Genomic DNA, 20,481 nt, shown 5'->3' on the forward strand with positions numbered 1-20,481 from the left:
GGGAAAAGGTCAGCCGGCGACTTCCTGGTACGCCGCGAACAGCAGAGACTCGTCGGGCGCCTGCAGCACGGTCGGGCGAGCGAGGTCGTCCAGCACGATGAATCGCAGCATTCCGCCGCGGCTCTTCTTGTCTCGCTGGATCGTCGAGAGCAGCTGCGGCCACGCGCCCGGTCGGTAGCTGACGGGGAGACCCAGCGCGCCGAGCACGTCGCGGTGGCGCTGGGCGACGGCATCCGGGAGACGCCCGGCCAGGCGCGAGAGTTCTGCGGCGAACACCATGCCGACGGAGATCGCCGCGCCGTGACGCCAGCGGTAGCGCTCGGCGTGCTCGATCGCGTGCCCCACGGTGTGGCCGTAATTGAGCACTTCTCGCAGTCCCGCTTCGCGCAGGTCCTCGCCGACGACCCGTGCCTTCATGTCGATGGCCAGCTCGATGCACCGGCGGAACGCATCGCCGCGGGGATCGACCACGCCCTCGGGGTCGGCCTCGATGAGGTCGAGGATCTCGGGGTGCCAGATGAATCCGGCCTTCACGACCTCGGCGAAGCCGGCGGTCGCTTCGTTACGCGAGAGCGAGTCGAGCAGATCGAGGTCGCAGACGACGGCACGCGGCGGCCAGAACGACCCCACGAGGTTCTTGCCCTCGGCGGTGTTGACACCGGTCTTGCCGCCGACGGCCGCGTCGACCATGGCCAGGACCGTGGTCGGCACCTGGACGACGGCGACGCCGCGAAGCCATGTGGCGGCCACGAAGCCGGCGAGGTCGGTGACCGAGCCTCCTCCGAAGCCCACGACGACGTCGGTGCGGGTGAAGTCCGACTTTCCGAGGATCTGCCAGCAGAACGCCGCCACCTCGATGCGCTTGCCCTGCTCGGCATCGGGGATCTCTGCCAGCAGCACTTCGCGGTCTCCGACGAGCTGCTGACGCAACTCCTCCGCCTTCTCGGCGAGCGTCGGCGCATGGATGATGAGCACCTTGCGGGCGTCGGGCGGGAGCACGTCGCCGAGGCCCGAGAGGATGCCGCGGCCGATGGTGACGTCGTAGGGGGCGGCGCCGGCGACGGAGATCGTGGTGAGGTCGGTCATGCGTGCTCCTCGGTGGGGGTGGGGGTACGTGCCCAGGCCGCGATCGCGTCGACGACCGCCTGCAGCGGGCCCGAACTCGTGTCGAAGGTGGCGTCGGCCACCTCCTCGTACAGGGGGCGGCGCTCGGTGTAGATCGCCGTCCAGCGACGCATCGCGTCGTCGCCCGCCAGCAGCGGGCGGGAGTCGTCGCGCAGGCGCGCGGCCACCACCCGCGGCTGGACGGTCAGAAGCGCCACGCGGTGCGCGCGGAGGTCGTCGCGCGTCTCGGGGTCGAGGATCGCTCCCCCGCCGAGGGAGACCACTCCGCCGGACACGAGTGACGCGCGGACGGCATCGCGCTCGATCCGTCGGAAGTGCTCTTCGCCGTGTTCGGAGAAGATCTGCGGGATCGGGCCGTGCTCGCGCACGAGCGCGATGTCGGTGTCGGTGAACGTGGTGCCGAGGGCCTTCGCGACCCGTCGGCCGACGCTCGTCTTTCCGGCCCCCATGGGGCCGATCAGAACGAGCGCCTCAGCCGACGAGGTCATGCGCGGCCAGCGACGCGTCGCTGTCGGCGGTGGTGCGGAGGGTCGTCGGTACGTGGGCGAGGTAGGTCTCGATGTTGCGACGGGTTTCGCCGACGCTGTCGCCCCCGAACTTCTCGAGAACGACGTCGACGAGCACGATCGCGGTCATCGCCTCGGCGACCACGCCGGCGGCCGGGACGGCGCAGACGTCGGAGCGCTGGTGGTGCGCGGCCGCGGTCTCGCCCGTGGCGACGTCGACGGTGCGGAGGGCACGGGGCACCGTGGCGATCGGCTTCATGCCGGCCCGCACGCGCAGCACGGTGCCGGTGGACATGCCGCCCTCGGTTCCGCCGGCGCGATCGGTCGACCGGGTGATCCCGTCGTCGGTGGTGAAGAGCTCGTCGTGCGCCTCGGATCCGCGGCGGGTCGTGGTGAGGAAGCCGTCGCCGACCTCGACGCCCTTGATGGCCTGGATGCTCATGAGCGCCTGGGCGAGCTTGCCGTCGAGGCGGCGGTCCCAGTGCACGTGCGATCCGACTCCGGGCGGCAGGCCGTAGGCGAGCACCTCGACGATGCCGCCGAGTGTGTCGCCGTCCTTCTTCGCGGCGTCGACCTCGGCGACCATGCGCTCGCTCGTCGCCGCGTCGAAGCAGCGCAACGGGTCGGCATCGAGGGCATCGACGTCGTCGGGGGCCGGGAACGCCGCGCCTTCCGGAACCGCCACGGTGCCGATGGACACCGTGTGGCTGACGAGCCGGATGCCCAACTCCGACAGGAACGCCCGAGCGAGGGCGCCCAGCGCGACGCGGGCGGCGGTCTCTCGGGCGCTCGCGCGCTCGAGGATCGGGCGCGCCTCGTCGAAGTCGTACTTCTGCATGCCCACCAGGTCGGCGTGACCGGGGCGCGGACGGGTGAGCGCGGCGCCGCGGCCGCGGGACTTCTCGGTCAGTTCGATCGGCTCGGGGTTCATCACCTCGACCCATTTGGGCCACTCGGTGTTGCCGATGCGGATGGCGATCGGGCTGCCGAGACTCAGACCGTGCACGACGCCGGACGAGACGTTCAGCTCGTCCTCCTCGAACTTCATGCGCGAGCCGCGGCCGTAGCCGAGCTTGCGACGGGCGAGGTCGGCGCGGATCGCGGCGAGCGAGATGGGGACGCCGGAGGGCAGACCCTCCATGATGGCGACGAGTTCGGGGCCGTGCGATTCGCCGGCAGTGAGCACGCGGAGCATTCCCCTAGTCTCCCATGACCGCTTCGCGCATCGCCGCCAGCACCCGGGGCTCGTCGGTCAGCGCGATCCCGGTCGAGCCGGAGACGAACACGCGAACCTGCAGGACGGCCTGGTGCAGCAGCATCCCGAGTCCTGAGATCGCCCGGCCGCCGTCGCGCTCCCATGTCGTGGCGAGCGGCGACGGCCATGACCCGTACACGACGTCGACGAGCAGGCCGCCGAGCGCGGCGAACGGCTGGGCGCTCTCGCCGAGATCGGTTCCGCCCGGGAGTGTCGCGATGGTCACGGTGGCGTCCGGCGAGGGAGCCCGCGTGAAATCCGCGGGCTCGACGTCGACGCCGAGCGCTTCGCCCAGGGCGACGAGGGGGGCCGCAGCCTCCGGCCGACGGGCGATCACGTCGACCCGACGCGCGCCGAGTTCCGCCAGAGCGACCAGAGCCGATCCCGCCGTGGCGCCGGCGCCGAGGATGCGTCCGAACGGCACCTCGTCGACGCCCTGCTCGTGGATGGTCGCGACCAGTCCCCCGACGTCGGTGTTGAAGCCGTGCGGGCCGTCCTCGGTGAGCAGCAGGGTGTTCACCGCTCCCGTCAGTCGCGCGCGCTCGTCCAGCGAGCGAGCGGATGCTGCGGCAGCACGCTTGAGCGGCATCGTGAGCGAGAGTCCGCGCCATCCGTCGTCGAGACCGGCGAGGACGTCGTCGAACGACGCCTCGTCGACCCGCCGTCGGTCGTACTCCCAGTCGAGACCGAGCACGCGGTATGCCGCCGCGTGCAGGCGCGGCGACATGCTGTGGGCGACCGGGTCGCCCCACACCGCGAGTTTCGTGCCGGTCAGCATCCCGAGTCGGGGTTGTCGCGGCACCACTGGATCCACTGGTTGACGCCCGCCTGGTGCTCGGCATAGGTCGTCGTGAACAGCGTCTCGCCCGTGTCGAGGTTGACCGTCACGAAGTACAACCACGGTCCGGGCTCGGGGTTGAGCGCCGCTTGGATCGCGAGGTCGCCGGGGTTGGAGATCGGCCCGACGGGAAGCCCCGCGTTCACGTACGTGTTCCACGGGTTCGGGTCGTTGAGGGCCTCCTCCGAGGAGCTGGCCGTGCCCGCGTGCAGTTCGCCGTAACCGTACTGGGCGGTCGAGTCCATCTGCAGCTTGCCGAACGTCTCCTGGTTGGCGGGGTCGAGACGGTTCTCGATGACACGCGAGACCTTGAAGAAGTCGGCCTGGAAGCGGGCCTCGCGCTGGATGATTGAGGCGATGGTCAGCACCCGATTGCGGTCCGCCTCCGCCACGCCGGCATCGTCGAGGGCCTGCTTGGCACGGTCGACCATCTGCGTGATGGCCGCCGACGCCGTCGTGCCCGGGTCGAACGTGTAGGTCGCCGGGAACAACCATCCGTCGAGGTTGGTCGCAGAGATGCCGTAGACGGCCGGGTCGGCCGTTGCCGCTTCCAGGTCGGCCAGCGGAATCTCGGTGAGGTCGGCGGTCCGTGCGATCGTCTGCTGCACCGTGAGCCCCTCGGGCACCGTCACGGTGTTGGTGAGGTGGTTCTCCGGATTGCGGAAGGCCGCGAGCACGGCGTCGGACGACATCTGCTGCTGGAAGCGGAAGACGCCCGGTTGGAAGGTGAAGGCGGTCGATGTATCGATCAGGTAGTCGTAGAACGACGTCGGCGCCTTGGTCACGCCGGCGTCGTACAGCTTCTGCGAGACCTGTGGTCCCGCATCGCCGCTGACGATCGTGATCGTCGCCTCGCCCTGCGCGAGGCCGGGTTCGAAGTCCTCGCGCTCGTCGGGCGCGAACATCCCCTGGATCTGAGCGCCGAAGGTGTTCACGGCCCAGAACCCGCCGAGGGTGATGCCGCCGATGATGATCACGACGATCGCGAGGGCGATCCAGCCTCCGACCCGGCGCTTGCGACGCTCCTTCGGCGGCGGCGTCGATCCCAGCTCGTCGGTGCTGCGGCGACCGGTGAACAGGTCGTCGAGGGTCCCCGCTGCGGGCGCCGAGCTCGCAGCGCCCGGTTCGGGGCGCGGGATCGGCGGAGCCGGACGCGTTTGGGTCTGCGTTCCCGTCGATCCGCCCTGGGCGGCCGCGCGAGGAGCCGCCACCGGCTGCGCCGGCGGGCGGGTGATCGGCGGGTGAGCGTCGGTCGGCCCCGTGTCCCCTCGCGCAGCGCGCGCGGCACGGCGCGATGTCGGGGTGCCGTCGGGGGCGGACGCATCGCCCCGATCGCGGCGCGGATCGGGCAGTTTTCCGTACAGATCGGCGAGCGGGTCGTCGAACGGGGAAGAGTTATCGGGCATGTCAGGCGGGCTCCTGTCCCGAAGCTACGGCGGTTCCGGCCGGGTTGCCGGACTGTCTCTCGACATCGAGCGCCTGTTGCAGAAGGACAACGGCGGCGACCTGGTCGACAATGCTACGAGACTTTCGCTGAGAACGCCCAGACCGTCGGAGTGCGTCGTGCGCGGTGACGGTGCTGAGCCGCTCGTCGACGAGACGTATCGGAATGGCGCACGCCGCCGCGAGCTCGTCGGCGAACGCTCGCGCATCCGCCGTCGATGCCGTCTCGCCACCGTTCAGACTGACCGGCAGGCCGACGAGGATCTCGATCGCGTCGTACTCGCTCGCGATCTCCACGATCCGAGCGATGGGGGTGCCCACGCGCGCCACGGTCTCGACGGGCACCGCGAGGAGCGCGTCGGGATCGCTGCGTGCGACGCCGACCCTCGCGCGTCCGACATCGACCCCGAGGCGCACGCCGCGACGCAAGGTCACGCGGCGGTCGTCCTCACCGCCGACACGATGGCTTCCAGGGCGCCCGGCAGTGCCGCAGCATCCGTCCCACCGCCCTGAGCGACGTCGTCACGCCCGCCGCCACCACCGCCGAGCGCAGCTGCCGCGGCCTTCGCCAGGGCGCCGGCCTTGACCCCGCGGGCACGAGCGGCATCGTTCGTCGCGACGACGACGGCGACACGATCGCCGACGAGCGCGCCGAGAGCGGCCACAGCGGGCTCCGAGCCGAGGCGGTCACGCACCTGCAGGGCCAGCGACCGGACGTCGTCGGCGGTCGCGGCCGTGCCGAGCGACTGCGCGACGACACGCACGGAACCCGCGGCGACGGCCGTGTCGACCAGCTGCGGCAGGCGGTCGGCGAGGGCGCGCGACTCGAAGGCGGCGATCTTCTTCTCCGCGGCCTTGAGGCTCGCCGCCAGCTCTGCGATCTTCGCGGGCAGCTGGTCGCGCGGAGTCTTGAGCGAACCCGTCAGCTGCGAGACGATCGCACGCTCGGCCGCGAGTTCACGGAACGCGTCCTGCCCGACGAGGGCCTCGACACGGCGGTTGGATGCGCCCACCGACGACTCGCCGACAAGGTTGATGAGGCCGACCTCGGCGCTGGACCCGACGTGCGTGCCGGCGCAGAGCTCGCGCGACCAGGGGCCGCCGATGTCGACCATCCGCACGGTCTGCCCGTACTTCTCGCCGAACAGCGCCATGGCGCCGGCTTCCTTGGCCTCGTCGAGCGACATCACGCGAGTGGTGACCTCGAGGTTGTCGTGCACGGCGTTGTTCGCGATCTCCTCGATCTCCGAACGGGTCTCGGGCGACAGAGCCTGACCCCAGTTGAAGTCGAAGCGCAGGTATCCGGCGCGGTTCAGCGAGCCCGACTGGGTCGCGCTCTTGCCGAGCGTGTCGCGCAGAGCCGCGTGGACGAGATGCGTGGCCGAGTGGGCCTGACGCGCGGCCCGGCGGTTCACGGCGTCGACGACACTGGTCGCGGGCTGCCCCGTGGCGACCTCGCCGACCGTCACCTCGACGGTGTGGCTCACGAGACCCGGCACCGGCTTCTGCACATCGATCACGTCGAGCTCGTACCCGGGTCCGACGATGACGCCCTTGTCGGCGACCTGACCGCCGGACTCCGCGTACAGCGCGGTCTCGGCGAGGATGACCTCGGCGATCTGTCCCTCCCGGGCTCGGTCGACCGACACCCCGTCGACGAGCACGCCGAGGATCGTCGAGGGCGTCTGCAGGTCGGTGTAGCCCGTGAAGACGGTCTCACCGAGAGCGCGGAAGTCGCGGTAGACCGTGTGGTCGGCGATCGCGCGGCGGCGCGACTTGGCATCGTCCTTCGCGCGCTGACGCTGCTCCTGCATGAGCGCGTCGAACGCGGCGCGGTCGACCGTCAGGCCGGCCTCCTCGGCCACCTCGAGGGTGAGGTCGACGGGGAACCCGTAGGTGTCGTGCAGCAGGAACGCCTCGGATCCGGTGATGGCCGAACCGCCCGCATCCTTCGTCTGGGAGACCGCGAGATCGAGGATGGTCGACCCCGAGGCGAGCGTGCGCAGGAAGGTCTCCTCCTCGGCATAGGCGTAGGGGGCGATCCGCGACCAGTCGTCGGAGACGATCGGGTAGGCGTCCTTCATCGCGTCGCGCGACGCGGCGAACAGCTCGGGGAAGGTCGCACCCTCGACGCCGAGCAGGCGCATGGAACGCACGGAGCGGCGCATGAGGCGGCGGAGGATGTAGCCGCGCCCCTCGTTCGAGGGTGTGACGCCGTCGGAGAGCAGCATGAGCGACGAGCGCACGTGGTCGGCGATGACGCGGAAGCGGACGTCGTCCTCGTGCACGGCGCCGTACTTCCGGCCCGACAGCTCGACCGCGCGGTCGAGCACCGGGCGCACCTGGTCGATCTCGTACATGTTCTCGACGCCCTGCTTGATGAACGCGACGCGCTCGAGACCCATACCGGTGTCGATGTTCTTCTTCGGCAGCTCGCCGACGACATCGAAGTCGACCTTCGAGCGCACGTTGTTGATCGCGTACTGCATGAAGACGAGGTTCCAGATCTCGGTGAACCTGTTGTCATCGGCGACCGGGCCGCCGTCGCGGCCGTACTTGGGGCCACGGTCGAAGTAGATCTCGGAGCAGGGGCCGGCGGGTCCGGGCTGGCCGGTGGTCCAGTAGTTGTCTTCGCGGCCGAGACGCTGGATGCGCGACGCGGGGAGCCCGGCCACCTTCTGCCAGAGTGCGGCGGCCTCGTCGTCGTCTTCGTAGACGGTGACCCACAGGTCGCGTTCGGCGAACCCGAGGCCGCCGTCGGACTCGGCGGAGGTCAGCAGCTCCCACGCGTAGGAGATCGCCCCCTCTTTGAAGTAGTCGCCGAACGACCAGTTGCCCATCATCTGGAAGAAGGTGCCGTGCCGAGCGGTCTTGCCGACCTCTTCGATGTCGTTGGTGCGGATGCACTTCTGCACGTCGGCGGCACGCGGGTACGGCGCCGGCACGACCCCGGTGAGGTAGGGGATGAACGGCACCATGCCGGCGATCGTGAAGAGGATCGACGGGTCGTCGCTGACGAGGGAAGCCGACGGGACGATGGTGTGGTCGTTCTTCTCGAAGTAATCGAGATAGCGCTGAGCGATGTCGGCGGTCTTCATGGGATGGGGTCTCCGGAGGGCAGGATCGTGCGCGCCCGAGATGGGCGTCGGCGGCGACGGTTCAGTCGGTGAGCTTGGCGGTGGCGTTCTTGGCGGCCTCGGCCGCATCGGATGCCGCGTCTTTGGCCTCGGCGACGAGGTCGACCAGTTGCGCTTCCTGGTCGCGGTACGCGTCGCCGATGCGGTCGGTGAATTCGCCGATCCGGGCGTCCACCTGCGAGAGCAGCTCGTGACCGCGCGGATCCTTGTTCACCAGATGAGCGACGACGAAGCCGCCGGCGATGCCCAGCACGAACCAGACGAAGGTCTTCATGTCACCACTTCCTTGCGAGGGCCGCGAGCACGGCTCTCTTTTCATCGTAGTGCGCAGACGCGGAAGGGCGCCGGGGTGACCCCCGACGCCCTTCTGAGCGAGAACGCTACGTGGCGCTGAGCGCGCCGTACCACGTGGCGCTTAGCGCGCCGCGTAGTACTCGACGACGAGCTGCACGTCACACGTCACGGGCACCTCGGCACGCTTCGGGCGGCGCACGAGGCGCGACTGCAGCGTGGTGAGGTCGACCTCGATGTATCCCGGAACCAGGGGCAGCACCTCGGCGTGGCCGCCGGCGGCTGCGACCTGGAAGGGCTCGAGGCCTTCGCTCTTGGTCTTGACGTGGATGAGCTGACCCGGCTTCACGCGGAACGACGGGCGGTCGACCGTCTGGCCGTCGACCAGGATGTGGCGGTGCACGACGAGCTGGCGTGCCTGCGCCGTGGTGCGGGCGAAGCCCGAACGCAGGACGAGGGCGTCCAGACGCATCTCGAGGAGCTCGACGAGGTTCTCACCCGTCAGGCCCTGGGTGCGGCGCGCCTCGTTGAAGGCGTTGCGCATCTGCTTCTCGCGGATGCCGTACTGCTCGCGAAGACGCTGCTTCTCGCGCAGCCGGACGGCGTAGTCGCTGTCGGTCTTGCGCTTGGTGCGGCCGTGCTCGCCGGGAGCGTAGGGACGCTTCTCGAGGTAGCGGGCGGCCTTCGGGGTGAGCGCGATACCGAGCGCTCGGGACATACGGACCTTGCGGCGGTCCTGGGACTTCGTAGGCACGAAGAACTCCTTCTGGGACGTGGCCGCGCATCTCGCAGCTCACGGACGTATCACCCGCTCCCGCCCTGCCGGTGCGCACGTCGGGGCGTACCTGCAGGTGATCAAGGAAGAAGGGGATGCCCGAAAACTGTGTTTCGAGCCGATCAAGCCTAACAGACGGGGCTGTGACGACCTTCTCGCCTCATTCCCCGTCGACGATGCGGCGGATCTTGGCCAGGCGCGCAGAGATGTCGCGCTCCTGCCCGTGCGTGGTCGGGTCGTAGTAGCGACGCCCGCGCAGCTCGTCGGGCAGGTACTGCTGCGTCACGATGCCGATGTCGCTGTCGTGGGGATACAGGTAGCCCTTGCCGTGGCCGAGACGCTTCGCACCCGGGTAGTGCGCGTCGCGCAGATGCGGGGGCACACGACCGAAACCGCCGGCGCGCACATCGGCGATCGCGCTGTTGATCGCGTTGTAGGCCGCGTTCGATTTCGCCGTCGTGGCGAGGTAGGCGGTCGCTTCGGCCAGGGGAATGCGCCCTTCCGGCATGCCGATGAATGCGACGGCGTCGGCGGCGGCGATCGCGATCTGAAGTGCCTGCGGGTCGGCGAGGCCGATGTCTTCCGCAGCGGAGATGACCAGACGGCGCGCGATGAACCGGGGGTCCTCCCCCGCCTCGACCATCCGCGCGAGGTAGTGCATCGCGGCATCGACATCGGATCCGCGGATCGATTTGATGAAGGCGCTGATCACGTCGTAGTGCTCATCGCCCTGCCGGTCGTACCGCAGGAGGGCACGGTCGACGGCTTGCGCGATGTGATCGGCGGTGATGGCGGGTTCGGCGTCGTCGGTGTCGAGGGCGACGGATGCTGCGGCCTCGAGCGCTGTGAGGGCGCGCCGTGCGTCGCCCGAGGCCAAGCGCACGAGGGCGCTGCGCGCGTCGTCGTCGAGCACCACGGAGCCTGCGAGCCCCCGGGGGTCGCTGACCGCGCGGTCGACGAGCCCCGCGAGGTCGTCGTCTTCGAGCGGTCGGAGGGTGAGCAGGAGCGATCGGGAGAGCAACGGCGAGATGACCGAGAACGACGGATTCTCGGTCGTCGCCGCGATCAGGACGACCCAGCCGTTCTCGACGCCGGGGAGCAGGGCATCCTGCTGCGCCTTCGTGAAGCGGTGGATCTCGTCGAGGAAGAGGATCGTCGACGAGTCGTAGAGGTCGCGCTGGGTCAAGGCCTCCTGCATGACCTCGCGCACGTCTTTCACACCCGCCGTCACCGCTGACAGCTCGACGAAGCGTCGACCCGACGACCGGGCGATCGCCTGGGCGAGCGTGGTCTTGCCGGTGCCCGGAGGACCCCACAGGATCACCGAGGCCGCGGTGCCCGGGCTCGACGCGTCTGAGGAGGCCAGTGTGACGAGGGGTGAGCCGGGCCGAAGAAGGTGGCCCTGGCCGGCGACTTCGTCGAGGCTCGTCGGTCGCATCCGCACCGCCAACGGCGTCTGCCCGGGGAACAGGGCTGCGGAGGGAGTCACGGGTAAAGGCTAATCGCGACAGACGACATCGGTTCCGCTGGCGTTTGGTGCGCTGCATCCGCCCTGCGTAGGATTTCTCGCGCCCGGACGCACCGGACGGAGGAGGCCCGCGTGGCGACAGGTGGCAAGGACCGAAGCGCGAAAGCGGCTCGCGAGCGCGCGAGGATCTACCAGGCCCGCCAGGAGCTGCACGCGGCGCAGAAGCGGCGGCGCACGCGCGACAACCTGATCGCAGGAATCGCCGGCGCGGTCATCGTGCTCGCGGCCATCGGCGCGCAGGTCGCCTACTTCACCGCCGGTCCGGGAATGCCCGAGCCCGTCGCCTCGAGCGAGCCGACACCGTCGACGAGCGCGGCACCCGGCACCGAGTCGACGCCGGCGCCGGCGCCGGATGCGACGGAGCCCGCCGCCACACCTACGCCCTGATCCTGCGAGCGTCTGCCGCTCGTACTAGGCTCGGGTCCGTCCATGCACGCCTACGGCGCGAGCCGCGATGAGGGTAAACAACACGTGACTGCTGGCGCAGACCTCCCCGAAACAACTCCGACCCCGTGGGGTCGCGTCGAAGAAGACGGAACCGTATCGGTTCGAGAATCCGACGGCTGGCGTGTGGTCGGCCAGTATCCCGACGGCACTGCCGAAGAGGCGCTCGCCTACTACGAGCGCAAGTTCGCCGACCTCGCCGGCGAAGTGACGCTCCTCGAGGCGCGTCATCGCCGTGCCGGCGCATCGGCCTCCGATCTGCGCAGCACGGCATCGACGCTGCGCGGCCGGATCGAGGGCGCCTCGGCGGTCGGCGATCTCGCCGCGCTGCTCACGCGCCTCGAGACGCTCACCGGCGCTCTCGCCGAGGCGACCGAGACCGAGGCCGCCGCCGCGAAGGAAGCCGTCGACGAGGCAGTGCGCGAGCGCACGGCTCTGGTCGAAAGTGCCGAGGCGCTGGCCGCCCGCGACCCCAAGACGGTGCAGTGGAAGCAGGCTTCTGCCGACATGACGGCGCTCTTCGATCAGTGGCAGAGCCACCAGCAGAACGGCCCGCGGCTCCCGAAGTCGCTCGCGCAGCAGCTGTGGCGACGTTTCCGCGACGCCCGGGGCACCGTCGACCGTCACCGCCGCGAGTTCTACGCCGAGCTCGACGAGACGCAGAAGACCGCCCGCGACGCCAAGACGCGTCTCGTCGAGCGTGCCGAGGCGCTCGCTCCCCGGGGCGAGGACGGCATCGGTTCGTACCGCGACCTCCTCGACCAGTGGAAGGCCGCCGGCCGCGCCGGCAAGAAGGCCGACGACGCCCTGTGGGCCCGTTTCAAGGCAGCGGGCGATGCCCTCTACTCCGCCCGCACCGAGCGCGAGGCCGCCGAAGTCGAGGACTCCCGCGAGAAGATCGAGCAGAAGAAGGCTCTCCTCGTCGAGGCCGCACCGATCGTCGACGAGCGCGATCTTGCACGAGCTCGTGCCTCGCTCACCGCGATCCAGCGCACCTGGGACGAGATCGGTCGCATCTTCCCGCGAGACCAGGAGCGCGTCCTCGACGACGAGCTCCGCAAGATCGAGCAGAGCGTGCGCACGCGCGAGGATGCCGAGTGGAAGAGCAACAACCCCGAGACGAAGGCGCGCACGAACGATATGACGCGCCAGCTCACCGATGCGATCGACAAGCTGGAGGCGGAGGTGTCGGAGGCCAACGCGCGCGGTGACAAGCGTGCGGCGGCGAAGGCATCCGAGGCCCTCGAGGCGCGTCGCGCGTGGTTGCGGGCCGTCGGAGGCTGAGTCCTCCCCCGGGCAGGTCGGCCGGGCTGTTCTCCACAATCGTCCTCGATCCGCAGCGCGGCGCCCGGGAGGGCGGCAGACTTCGAGGATGCCCTCGCCGTTCGTGTACCTGCCGGGTGTTCGACTGACAGAGGCGGAGCTCTCGGCGGCATGCCTCGACGGACACCTCGTCGCGCTCGGCGACGGCTACATCCCGGCTGACGTGGTCGAGACCGTGGTGCTGCGAGCGGCATCGGTCGGGCACCTGCTCGGCGCCGCGCTCGCGGCGACCCACGAGAGCGCGGCGTGGATCCTGGGGCGGCTCGACGAACCGCCCGCACGCCACAGCGTCCAGCGTGCCGTTGACAGACGCCTGCACCATGTCGTCTCGCGCAGGCTCCTCTACCGCGACCCGCTGATCGAGGGTGCCGACCTGCTGAGCATCGCCGACATTCGTGTGAGCACCCCGGCCCGCACGCTCGCCGATCTTGCACGCAGCCCCGAGGCGTCGAGTCGGGAGTTCGCGCGCCGCTGGGCGAAGGACCGACCCGATGATGCCGACGAGGCCGTGGCGTGGCTCGACCGGCACCGCAGCATCCCCCACAAGAGAGGCGCGCGGATCCTGCTGGCCTCGGTCAGGACGTCGTGACGCGGTAGACGTCGTAGACCGCGTCGATGCGCCGTACCGCGTTGAGGACGCGGTCGAGGTGCACGGTGTCGCCCATCTCGAAGACGAACCGGCTCAGTGCGAGACGGTCGTTCGTGGTCGACACGGTGGCCGAGAGGATGTTCACGTGGTGCTCGCTGAGCACCCGGGTGACGTCACTCAGCAGGGCCGAGCGGTCGAGTGCCTCGACCTGGATCTGCACGAGGAAGACGCTCTTCGACGTCGGCGCCCACTCGACCTCGATGATGCGCTCGGGGTCGTTGCGAAGAGCCGTGACGTTCGTGCAGTCGGTACGGTGCACCGACACACCGCTCCCCCGCGTGACGAAACCGATGACCTCGTCGCCGGGTACGGGAGTGCAGCACTTCGCGAGCTTCACGAGGATATCGGGGGCTCCGCGCACGAGCACGCCCGAATCGCCGCCGCGCGGAGCGTGGCTACGGCCCACGTGCGGGATGTCGATGGGGCCCGTAGACGTGTCGCCGGCGCTGACGAGCGCGGTGACCTTTTCGATGACCGACTGCGTCGAGACGTTGCCCTCGCCGACCGCGGCGTAGAGCGCCGAGACGTCTTCGTACTTGAGCTGGTGGGCGACCTCGGAGAACGAGTCCTGGTTCATGAGGCGCTGAAGCGGCAGGTTCTGCCGACGCATGGCGCGCGCGATGGCGTCCTTGCCCTGCTCGATGGCCTCCTCGCGCCGCTCCTTCGTGAACCACCCGCGGATCTTGTTCCGGGCGCGTGTGCTGCGCACGAAGCCGAGCCAGTCCTGGCTGGGGCCGGCGTCGGGGTTCTTGGAGGTGAAGACCTCGACGACGTCGCCGCTCTTGAGCTCGGACTCCAGCGGAACGAGGCGCCCGTTGACCTTCGCACCCATGGTGCGGTGACCGATCTCGGTGTGGACGGCGTAGGCGAAGTCGACCGGGGTGGCGCCGGCGGGTAGGCCCACCACGCGTCCCTTCGGCGTGAAGACGTAGACCTCTTTCGCGCCGATCTCGAATCGCAGCGAATCGAGGAATTCGCTCGGGTCGGCGGTCTCGGCCTGCCAGTCGGAGATGTGCGCCAGCCACGCCATATCGGCGTCGAGCGACTTCGAGTCGGTCTTGCCGCCGGCCATCCGCTCCTTGTACTTCCAGTGCGCCGCGACACCGTACTCTGCCTGGTGGTGCATCTCGTTCGTGCGGATCTGCAGCTCGACGGTGCGCCCTGACGGTCCGATGACCGTGGTGTGGAGCGACTGGTACAGGTTGAACTTCGGCGTGGCGATGTAATCCTTGAAGCGGCCGGGAAGCGGGGTCCACCGCGCGTGGATCGCGCCGAGCACCGCGTAGCAGTCGCGCACGGTGCCCACGAGGATGCGGATGCCGATGAGGTCGTAGATGTCGTCGAACTCGCGGCCCCGGACGACCATCTTCTGGTAGACGGAGTAGAGCTGCTTGGGTCGCCCCATCACCCGACCGCGGATGCGGAGCTCGCGCAGGTCGGCGTCGACGGCGGCGATGACGTTCTGCACGTACTGCTCGCGCTGCGGTGTGCGCTGCTTCACGAGGCTGTCGATCTCGGCGTACAGCTTGGGATGGAGCACCGCGAAGGAGAGGTCTTCGAGCTCGGACTTGATCGCCTGGATACCGAGGCGGTTGGCCAGTGGCGCGTAGATCTCGAGCGTCTCGGTGGCCTTCTTCGCCGCTTTCTCGGGCGGCACGAAGCCCCATGTGCGGGCGTTGTGCAGGCGGTCGGCGAGCTTGATGAGGAGCACCCGGATATCGCGCGACATCGCGACGATCATCTTGCGGACGGTCTCGGCCTGAGCGCTCTCGCCGTACTTGACCTTGTCGAGCTTCGTGACGCCGTCGACGAGCATCGCGACTTCGTCGCCGAAGTCGGCGGCTAGTTCGTCGAGCGGATAGCCCGTGTCTTCCACGGTGTCGTGCAGCAGCGCCGCCGCGATGGCGCGGGGTCCGAGTCCGAGATCCGCGAGGATCTGCGCGACGGCCAGCGGGTGCGTGATGTAGGGCTCGCCGCTCTGACGCTTCTGTTCGCGATGCGCCTTCTCGGCGACCGTGTACGCCCGGGTGATGATCCCGAGATCGCCCTTGGGATGGTGCGTGCGAACCGTCTGGACGAGCTTGTCGACGTCATCGCGGCGCGCGGCGCGCGAGAAGATGCGCGGCACGAGGCGGCGCAGGCTGGAGGTCTGCGCGGCAGGAGGAACGATCTCGGTCACCCGGTCACCTCCACCTGTCGACGAATCTCACAATCCTACGCCGCACTCGGCCGGTGATCGTCGCTCAGGCCGGCACGCGAGCGAGCTCGCGCGCAGCCAGGATGCGCTCGTCGCGCGCCTTGATGGCGGGTTCGTTCTCGCGCATGAGCGAGAAGAGCGGCGCGGCGACGAACAGCGTCGAGTAGGCGGCGACGATCGTTCCGACGAAGATCGACAGCGAGATGTCGCTCAGGGTACGTGCACCGAGCCAGATGGCACCGATGAACAGGATGGCCCCGACCGGCAGGATCGCCACGACGGTGGTGTTGATCGACCGGATGAGGGTCTGGTTCACCGCGAGGTTCACCGACTCACCGAATGTGCGGCCGGATATCTCGCCGTCCTCCCGGGTGTTCTCCCGCACCTTGTCGAAGACGACGGTGGTGTCGTAGAGCGAGTACGACAGGATCGTCAGGAAGCCGATGACCGCCGCCGGCGAGATCTCGAAACCGGCGAGGGCGTAGATGCCGATCGTGATGACGAGCACATCGACGAGGCCGATGATGGCGGCCACCGACATCTTCCACGTGCGGAAGTACAGCGCGAGGATGACGAACGTCAGCGCGAGGAAGATCGCGAGGCCCCACAGTGACTGACGGGTGACGTCGGCGCCCCAGCTGGGCCCGATGAGCGACGACGTGACCTCCGACGTCGGAACGCCGTATGCCTCGGCGAGGGCGGTTGTGACCGCCTGCACGTCGTCGGCGTCTGCGATCTCCTCGGTCTGCACGCGGACGGCGTTCTCGCCGATGACGGTGACCTTCGTGGTGGCGCCCGGCGCGACCTCGAGCACCGCATTGGTCGCCGCCGTCTGATCGGGCGAGCTGACGCCCGAGACGGTGAACTGCGACCCGCCGGTGAACTCGATCGAGAACTGCACCGGACGCACGAGCGGCACGAGGCACGCAGCGATCACGAAGACCGCGGCGATGATGAACCACAGTCGACGGCGTCCGACGAAGGGGAACGACGTCTTCCCGGTGTAGAGATCGTTGCCGAGCTGATTCATGGAACGCATCAGTCGTCGCCCTCCTTGACGGCGGTGCGTGTGCCGCGGTCGTTCGTGGCGGACAGCTCCGCCTGTTTGCGTTCCGCGATGGTCTGGCGACGGTGTGCCTCGCCCCGCGAGCGGGCCGCGCGTCCCTCGCGCGACACCGGCGCGCGGAACTCGGCCCGGCCCCGGTACACGGCGCCGAGTGCGTTCGGGTCCATGCCCGACAGCGGGTGGCCCGATCCGAAGAACCGGGTGCGCGAGAGAAGCTGCATCACCGGGTGGGTGAAGAGGATGAAGATCAGGATGTCGATCGCGGTGGTGAGGCCGAGCGTGAACGCGAAGCCCTTCACCGTGGCGTCGGCGAGGATGTACAGCACGACAGCCGCGAGGATGTTGATCGATTTCGAGATGTAGATCGTCCGCTTCGCGCGCGCCCAGCCGTCCTCGACGGCACCGGTGATCGACTTGCCGTCGCGCAGCTCGTCTCGGATGCGTTCGAAGTAGACGATGAACGAGTCGGCCGTGAAGCCGATGGTGACGATGAGCCCTGCGACACCGGCGAGCGAGAGACGGAAGCCCATGCGCCAGGCGAGGATGCACAGCGCGATGTAGGTCAGGACGCCCATCACAGCCAGGGAGGCGATGATGACGAAGCCGAGTGCGCGGTAGACGATCAGCGAGTAGATCGCGACGAGCGCGAGGCCGATGAGGCCGGCGATCAGGCCGATCTGCAGCTGCTGAGAACCGAGCGTCGCCGAGATCGTGTCGGAGCTCACGACCTCGAAGCTCAGCGGCAGGGCGCCGTACTTCAGCTGGTCAGCGAGGATCTTCGACGACTCCTGGGTGAAGCTCCCCGAGATGCTCGGGTTGCCGTCGAGGATCACACCGTTCATCGACGGTGCCGAGAGCACAGAGCCGTCGAGCACGAAGGCGAACTGGTTCAGCGGCGACGTCGCCCCGTACAGCCGCTGGCTGATCTGGCCGAAGGTCTGGGTGCCCTCGTCGTTGAAGTTGAGGTTCACCACCCAGCGGTTGGTCTGGGACTCGAGGCCGTTGGTCGCATCGTCGATCGACGACCCGTCGAGTTCGACCGGTCCGAGGATGTACTTGGCGGTGCCGGTGGCGTCGCAGGTGATCAGAGGCTGATCGGTGGGTGCGGCGGCGGGATCGTTCGCGGGGTCGGCGCAGTTGTAGGCGAGGAACTCGGCCTGCAGAGCCGGCGTGATGTACGCGGTGTCGCTGCCGTTCGTGGGCGCCGTCGTCGGGGTCGACTCCAGCGAGGGGTCGGGCGTCGGGTAGGGCGTCTCGACCTGGTCCTCGCCCACGAAGGTGTTGGCGGGCGCTCCGGCGTAGAGCACGGCGCGCAGCTGGAGCTGGGCGGATGCTTCGATCCGGTCGCGCGTCGCCTGGTCGGCTTCGCCGGGGAGCTGTACGACGACGTTCTTGCCGCCCTCGGTCGTCACGTCTGCTTCGGCGACACCGGAGGCGTCGACACGCTGACGGATGATCGACACAGCCTGGGTCAGCTGTTCGTTGGTCGGGTTCGCCCCGTCGGCGGTCTGCGCCTCGAGGATGATCTGCGTGCCGCCCTGCAGGTCGAGCGCGAGTTCAGGAACCCACGAGCTCTGCTGGAAGCCGTAGACGCCCAGGGCATTGATCCCGAACAGGACGCCCGTGATCGCAAGAAGTCCGATCAGTGCACGCCAGGCGTGCCGGACGGGGGTGGAAGTGGCCACGACGGGTCGACTTTCTCTGGAGCAGGAGGCGGATCAGGCCTGGGGCTTGTTGCGGTTCTCCGGGTCGACGTCGTCGACGGCATCGGCACGCAGGCGCTTCTGGTCGTCGCTGATCGAGGTGATGTCGCCGTCCGCGACACCGGCGATGTACTCCGCTTCGCTCTCCTCGGCCTCGATGAGCTCGTCTTCGGTGACGAAGCCCTCGGCCGGGTTCACGATGCGGAGGATTGCCTGGCTGTGTACGCGGATCTCGACGCCCGGGGCGATCGAGACGACGGCGGGTTTGTCGAGGTCTTCTGCGTCGTACTCGACGATCGTGCCGTACAGCCCACCCTGCAGGAGCACCTCGGAACCGGGAACGGTCTGACGCGCCTTCTGCTCCTGCTCGGCCTTCTGCTTCTGCACGCGACGACGCGAGCTGAAGAACATGAAGACCAGGAGAAGCACCAGCAGGATGATGATGCCGTAATTGGCGAAGAACTCGGCCATAAAAAGGTGAACCTTTCGGATCGGGCACGCAAGAGAGCGCGGCCCAAAGGAGATGTCGGCGAAAGCCTCCGCCGATTATAGGTCATTCATACGTCGTCGAATCTGAGGGCGCCGTCCGCGTGCGGGAGCCCGAGGTGCGCGTAGGCGGGGGGCGTCGCGATCCGCCCGCGCGGGGTGCGGCCCATGAAGCCGATTCGCACGAGATAGGGCTCGACGACCGATTCGATCGTCTCGGCCTCCTCCCCCACGGCGACCGACAGCGTTCCGAGTCCGACGGGCCCGCCGCGGAACCTGCGCACCAGAGCCTCGAGGACGGCGCGGTCGAGGCGATCGAGCCCGATCTCGTCGACGTCGTACAGTTCGAGCGCGGCCCTCACGGCGTCGACGCCCTTGCGGTCGCCGTGCACGACTTGGAAGTCGCGGACGCGCCGCAACAGCCGGTTGGCGATGCGGGGTGTCCCCCGCGAACGCCGTGCGATCTCGGCGCGACCGTCGTGAGGCAGGGTGACGGTGAGCATCGCGGCGGCGCGGTCGACCACCAGCTCGAGCTCCTCGGGCTCGTAGTACTCGAGGTGCGCGGTGAAGCCGAAGCGATCGCGCAGCGGATTCGGCAGCAGGCCCGAGCGCGTCGTCGCGCCCACGAGGGTGAAGGGAGCCAGCTCGAGCGGGATGCTGGTGGCCCCGGCGCCCTTGCCGACCATGATGTCGATGCGGAAGTCCTCCATGGCGAGGTAGAGCATCTCCTCGGCCGAGCGGGCCATGCGATGCACTTCGTCGATGAAGAGCACTTCGCCGGGCGTCAGGCTCGACAGGAGGGCTGCCAGGTCGCCGGCGTGCTGGATCGCCGGTCCGCTCGACATGCGCAGCGGGCGTCCGGTCTCATGGGCGACGATCATCGCGAGCGTCGTCTTGCCGAGGCCCGGGGGGCCCGAGAGCAGGATGTGGTCGGGCGGGCGCTGCTGGATGCGCGCGGCATCGAGCAGCAGCTGCAGCTGCCCTCGTACCTTGTGCTGCCCGACGAACTCCGCGAGGGATTCCGGCCGCAGCGCGCCCTCGATGGCGAGCTCGCTGTCGTCGACGGGGGTGCCGACGTCGCGCACCTCATCCACCGGCGGTCTCCTTACGTGCGGGACCGAGGGTGCTCAGCGTTCGCCGTAGGAGCGCCTGCACCGTGGCCTTGTCGGCGTCGCTCGCGTCTTCCAGGGTCGCGGCGACCGCCTCGCCGGCGGTGCGCTCCGACCACCCGAGTCCCATCAGGGCCTGGGTGACCTGCAGGGGAACGCCGGGGGTGACGGATGCTGCGGGGGCGCCGGCGGCGGTGGGCGGTGCGAGACGGCCGGCCAGCTGCACGACGATCAGCTTCGCCGTCTTCGGCCCGATGCCCGACACGCGCCGGAACGGTGCGTCGTCGTCGGACGCGACGGCCTCGGCGATCTGCGGGACGGTGAGCGAGGAGAGCACCCCGAGCGCCGACTTCGGCCCGACCCCGGTGACGCCGATGAGCTGGGTGAAGACGACCAGCTCCTCTCGGTTCTCGAAACCGTAGAGGGAAAGCGCATCTTCGCGCACGATGAGGTTGGTGTGCAGGTGCACCTCCGCCCCGACGTGCGTCGCGCGCGCCACCTGGGGCGTGACGGCGACGGAGAAGCCGACGCCGCCGACCACGATGACGAGCGAGTCGTCGCCGACGGACGCAGCGGTGCCCTGGAGCGAAGAGATCATCCTCTGAC

Annotated in this window: 19 protein-coding genes; 3 read left to right on the forward strand and 16 right to left on the reverse strand. The window is 69.2% G+C overall.

What is annotated here, in order from left to right:
- Positions 1 to 9: 9 nt before the first annotated feature.
- The 10 genes from aroB to ABTU82_RS00315 form a co-directional block, all read right to left on the reverse strand.
- On the reverse strand, positions 10 to 1,086 hold the full coding sequence (aroB, locus tag ABTU82_RS00270) for a 3-dehydroquinate synthase (protein ID WP_407170893.1): 1,077 nt from the start codon (positions 1,084 to 1,086) through the stop codon (positions 10 to 12).
- Positions 1,083 to 1,613, reverse strand: coding sequence for a shikimate kinase (locus ABTU82_RS00275; RefSeq protein WP_116646598.1), 531 nt, complete (start codon positions 1,611 to 1,613; stop codon positions 1,083 to 1,085). The genes aroB and ABTU82_RS00275 overlap by 4 nt, the downstream gene beginning before the upstream one ends.
- Complete coding sequence (gene aroC / locus ABTU82_RS00280) at positions 1,597 to 2,826, reverse strand: chorismate synthase (RefSeq protein ID WP_407170897.1); 1,230 nt, start codon at positions 2,824 to 2,826, stop codon at positions 1,597 to 1,599. Before aroC ends, ABTU82_RS00275 begins: the two co-directional genes overlap by 17 nt.
- Before the next feature lie 4 nt (positions 2,827 to 2,830).
- Positions 2,831 to 3,688, reverse strand: coding sequence for a shikimate dehydrogenase (locus ABTU82_RS00285; protein WP_346427021.1), 858 nt, complete (start codon positions 3,686 to 3,688; stop codon positions 2,831 to 2,833).
- Positions 3,658 to 5,130: an endolytic transglycosylase MltG gene (mltG, locus tag ABTU82_RS00290; RefSeq protein WP_116646595.1), complete on the reverse strand. Its 1,473-nt coding sequence runs from the start codon at positions 5,128 to 5,130 to the stop codon at positions 3,658 to 3,660. Before mltG ends, ABTU82_RS00285 begins: the two co-directional genes overlap by 31 nt.
- Before the next feature lies 1 nt (position 5,131).
- Positions 5,132 to 5,596 (reverse strand): Holliday junction resolvase RuvX, encoded by a 465-nt coding sequence (ruvX, locus tag ABTU82_RS00295; protein ID WP_407173264.1) that lies wholly within the window; start codon positions 5,594 to 5,596, stop codon positions 5,132 to 5,134.
- A 2-nt stretch (positions 5,597 to 5,598) separates the two neighbouring features.
- A complete protein-coding gene (gene alaS, locus ABTU82_RS00300) occupies positions 5,599 to 8,265 on the reverse strand; it encodes an alanine--tRNA ligase (RefSeq protein WP_116646594.1) in 2,667 nt (888 codons plus the stop codon).
- A 61-nt stretch (positions 8,266 to 8,326) separates the two neighbouring features.
- Positions 8,327 to 8,578: an ATPase gene (locus ABTU82_RS00305; RefSeq protein WP_116646593.1), complete on the reverse strand. Its 252-nt coding sequence runs from the start codon at positions 8,576 to 8,578 to the stop codon at positions 8,327 to 8,329.
- A gap of 141 nt (positions 8,579 to 8,719) precedes the next feature.
- A complete protein-coding gene (gene rpsD / locus ABTU82_RS00310; RefSeq protein ID WP_116646592.1) occupies positions 8,720 to 9,349 on the reverse strand; it encodes a 30S ribosomal protein S4 in 630 nt (209 codons plus the stop codon).
- Positions 9,350 to 9,530: 181 nt separating this feature from the next.
- The gene (locus ABTU82_RS00315) at positions 9,531 to 10,859 is read right to left on the reverse strand and encodes a replication-associated recombination protein A (protein ID WP_240606794.1); all 1,329 of its coding nucleotides are present in this window, start codon (positions 10,857 to 10,859) and stop codon (positions 9,531 to 9,533) included.
- Between the two features lie 111 nt (positions 10,860 to 10,970).
- Here ABTU82_RS00315 and ABTU82_RS00320 point away from each other — a divergent pair, with 111 nt between their 5' ends.
- From ABTU82_RS00320 to ABTU82_RS00330, 3 genes are all read left to right on the forward strand, one after another.
- The gene (locus ABTU82_RS00320; RefSeq protein WP_407170905.1) at positions 10,971 to 11,285 is read left to right on the forward strand and encodes a flagellar basal body-associated FliL family protein; all 315 of its coding nucleotides are present in this window, start codon (positions 10,971 to 10,973) and stop codon (positions 11,283 to 11,285) included.
- An 84-nt stretch (positions 11,286 to 11,369) separates the two neighbouring features.
- Positions 11,370 to 12,626, forward strand: a complete 1,257-nt coding sequence (locus ABTU82_RS00325) for a DUF349 domain-containing protein (RefSeq protein WP_240606793.1) — start codon at positions 11,370 to 11,372, stop codon at positions 12,624 to 12,626.
- Positions 12,627 to 12,714: 88 nt separating this feature from the next.
- Positions 12,715 to 13,254 (forward strand): type IV toxin-antitoxin system AbiEi family antitoxin, encoded by a 540-nt coding sequence (locus ABTU82_RS00330; protein WP_407170908.1) that lies wholly within the window; start codon positions 12,715 to 12,717, stop codon positions 13,252 to 13,254.
- On the opposite strand, the gene ABTU82_RS00335 is transcribed toward ABTU82_RS00330, so the two are convergent.
- From ABTU82_RS00335 to ruvA, 6 genes are all read right to left on the reverse strand, one after another.
- Positions 13,241 to 15,493, reverse strand: a complete 2,253-nt coding sequence (locus ABTU82_RS00335; protein WP_116646587.1) for a RelA/SpoT family protein — start codon at positions 15,491 to 15,493, stop codon at positions 13,241 to 13,243. The genes ABTU82_RS00330 and ABTU82_RS00335 overlap by 14 nt on opposite strands.
- A 64-nt stretch (positions 15,494 to 15,557) precedes the next feature.
- Positions 15,558 to 16,550, reverse strand: coding sequence for a protein translocase subunit SecF (gene secF, locus ABTU82_RS00340; RefSeq protein WP_116646586.1), 993 nt, complete (start codon positions 16,548 to 16,550; stop codon positions 15,558 to 15,560).
- On the reverse strand, positions 16,550 to 18,262 hold the full coding sequence (gene secD, locus ABTU82_RS00345; RefSeq protein ID WP_407170913.1) for a protein translocase subunit SecD: 1,713 nt from the start codon (positions 18,260 to 18,262) through the stop codon (positions 16,550 to 16,552). The genes secF and secD overlap by 1 nt, the downstream gene beginning before the upstream one ends.
- A gap of 33 nt (positions 18,263 to 18,295) precedes the next feature.
- Positions 18,296 to 18,751, reverse strand: coding sequence for a preprotein translocase subunit YajC (locus ABTU82_RS00350; RefSeq protein ID WP_116646584.1), 456 nt, complete (start codon positions 18,749 to 18,751; stop codon positions 18,296 to 18,298).
- An 86-nt stretch (positions 18,752 to 18,837) separates the two neighbouring features.
- Positions 18,838 to 19,860 (reverse strand): Holliday junction branch migration DNA helicase RuvB, encoded by a 1,023-nt coding sequence (gene ruvB, locus ABTU82_RS00355; protein WP_407170918.1) that lies wholly within the window; start codon positions 19,858 to 19,860, stop codon positions 18,838 to 18,840.
- The gene (gene ruvA, locus ABTU82_RS00360) at positions 19,853 to 20,473 is read right to left on the reverse strand and encodes a Holliday junction branch migration protein RuvA (protein WP_116646582.1); all 621 of its coding nucleotides are present in this window, start codon (positions 20,471 to 20,473) and stop codon (positions 19,853 to 19,855) included. The genes ruvB and ruvA overlap by 8 nt, the downstream gene beginning before the upstream one ends.
- Positions 20,474 to 20,481 lie beyond the last annotated feature (8 nt).

The organism is Microbacterium deferens, from assembly GCF_045517775.1.
In the GTDB taxonomy this organism is placed as follows: Bacteria; Actinomycetota; Actinomycetes; order Actinomycetales; family Microbacteriaceae; genus Microbacterium.

Bases quoted from the DNA above. Each gene is read 5' to 3' on its own strand.
- aroB (WP_407170893.1), bottom strand. From the start codon at position 1,086: ATGACCGACCTCACCACGATCTCCGTCGCCGGCGCCGCCCCCTACGAC.
- ABTU82_RS00275 (WP_116646598.1), bottom strand. From the start codon at position 1,613: ATGACCTCGTCGGCTGAGGCGCTCGTTCTGATCGGCCCCATGGGGGCC.
- aroC (WP_407170897.1), bottom strand. From the start codon at position 2,826: ATGCTCCGCGTGCTCACTGCCGGCGAATCGCACGGCCCCGAACTCGTC.
- mltG (WP_116646595.1), bottom strand. From the start codon at position 5,130: ATGCCCGATAACTCTTCCCCGTTCGACGACCCGCTCGCCGATCTGTAC.
- alaS (WP_116646594.1), bottom strand. From the start codon at position 8,265: ATGAAGACCGCCGACATCGCTCAGCGCTATCTCGATTACTTCGAGAAG.
- ABTU82_RS00305 (WP_116646593.1), bottom strand. From the start codon at position 8,578: ATGAAGACCTTCGTCTGGTTCGTGCTGGGCATCGCCGGCGGCTTCGTC.
- ABTU82_RS00330 (WP_407170908.1), top strand. From the start codon at position 12,715: ATGCCCTCGCCGTTCGTGTACCTGCCGGGTGTTCGACTGACAGAGGCG.
- secF (WP_116646586.1), bottom strand. From the start codon at position 16,550: ATGCGTTCCATGAATCAGCTCGGCAACGATCTCTACACCGGGAAGACG.
- ABTU82_RS00350 (WP_116646584.1), bottom strand. From the start codon at position 18,751: ATGGCCGAGTTCTTCGCCAATTACGGCATCATCATCCTGCTGGTGCTT.
- ruvA (WP_116646582.1), bottom strand. From the start codon at position 20,473: ATGATCTCTTCGCTCCAGGGCACCGCTGCGTCCGTCGGCGACGACTCG.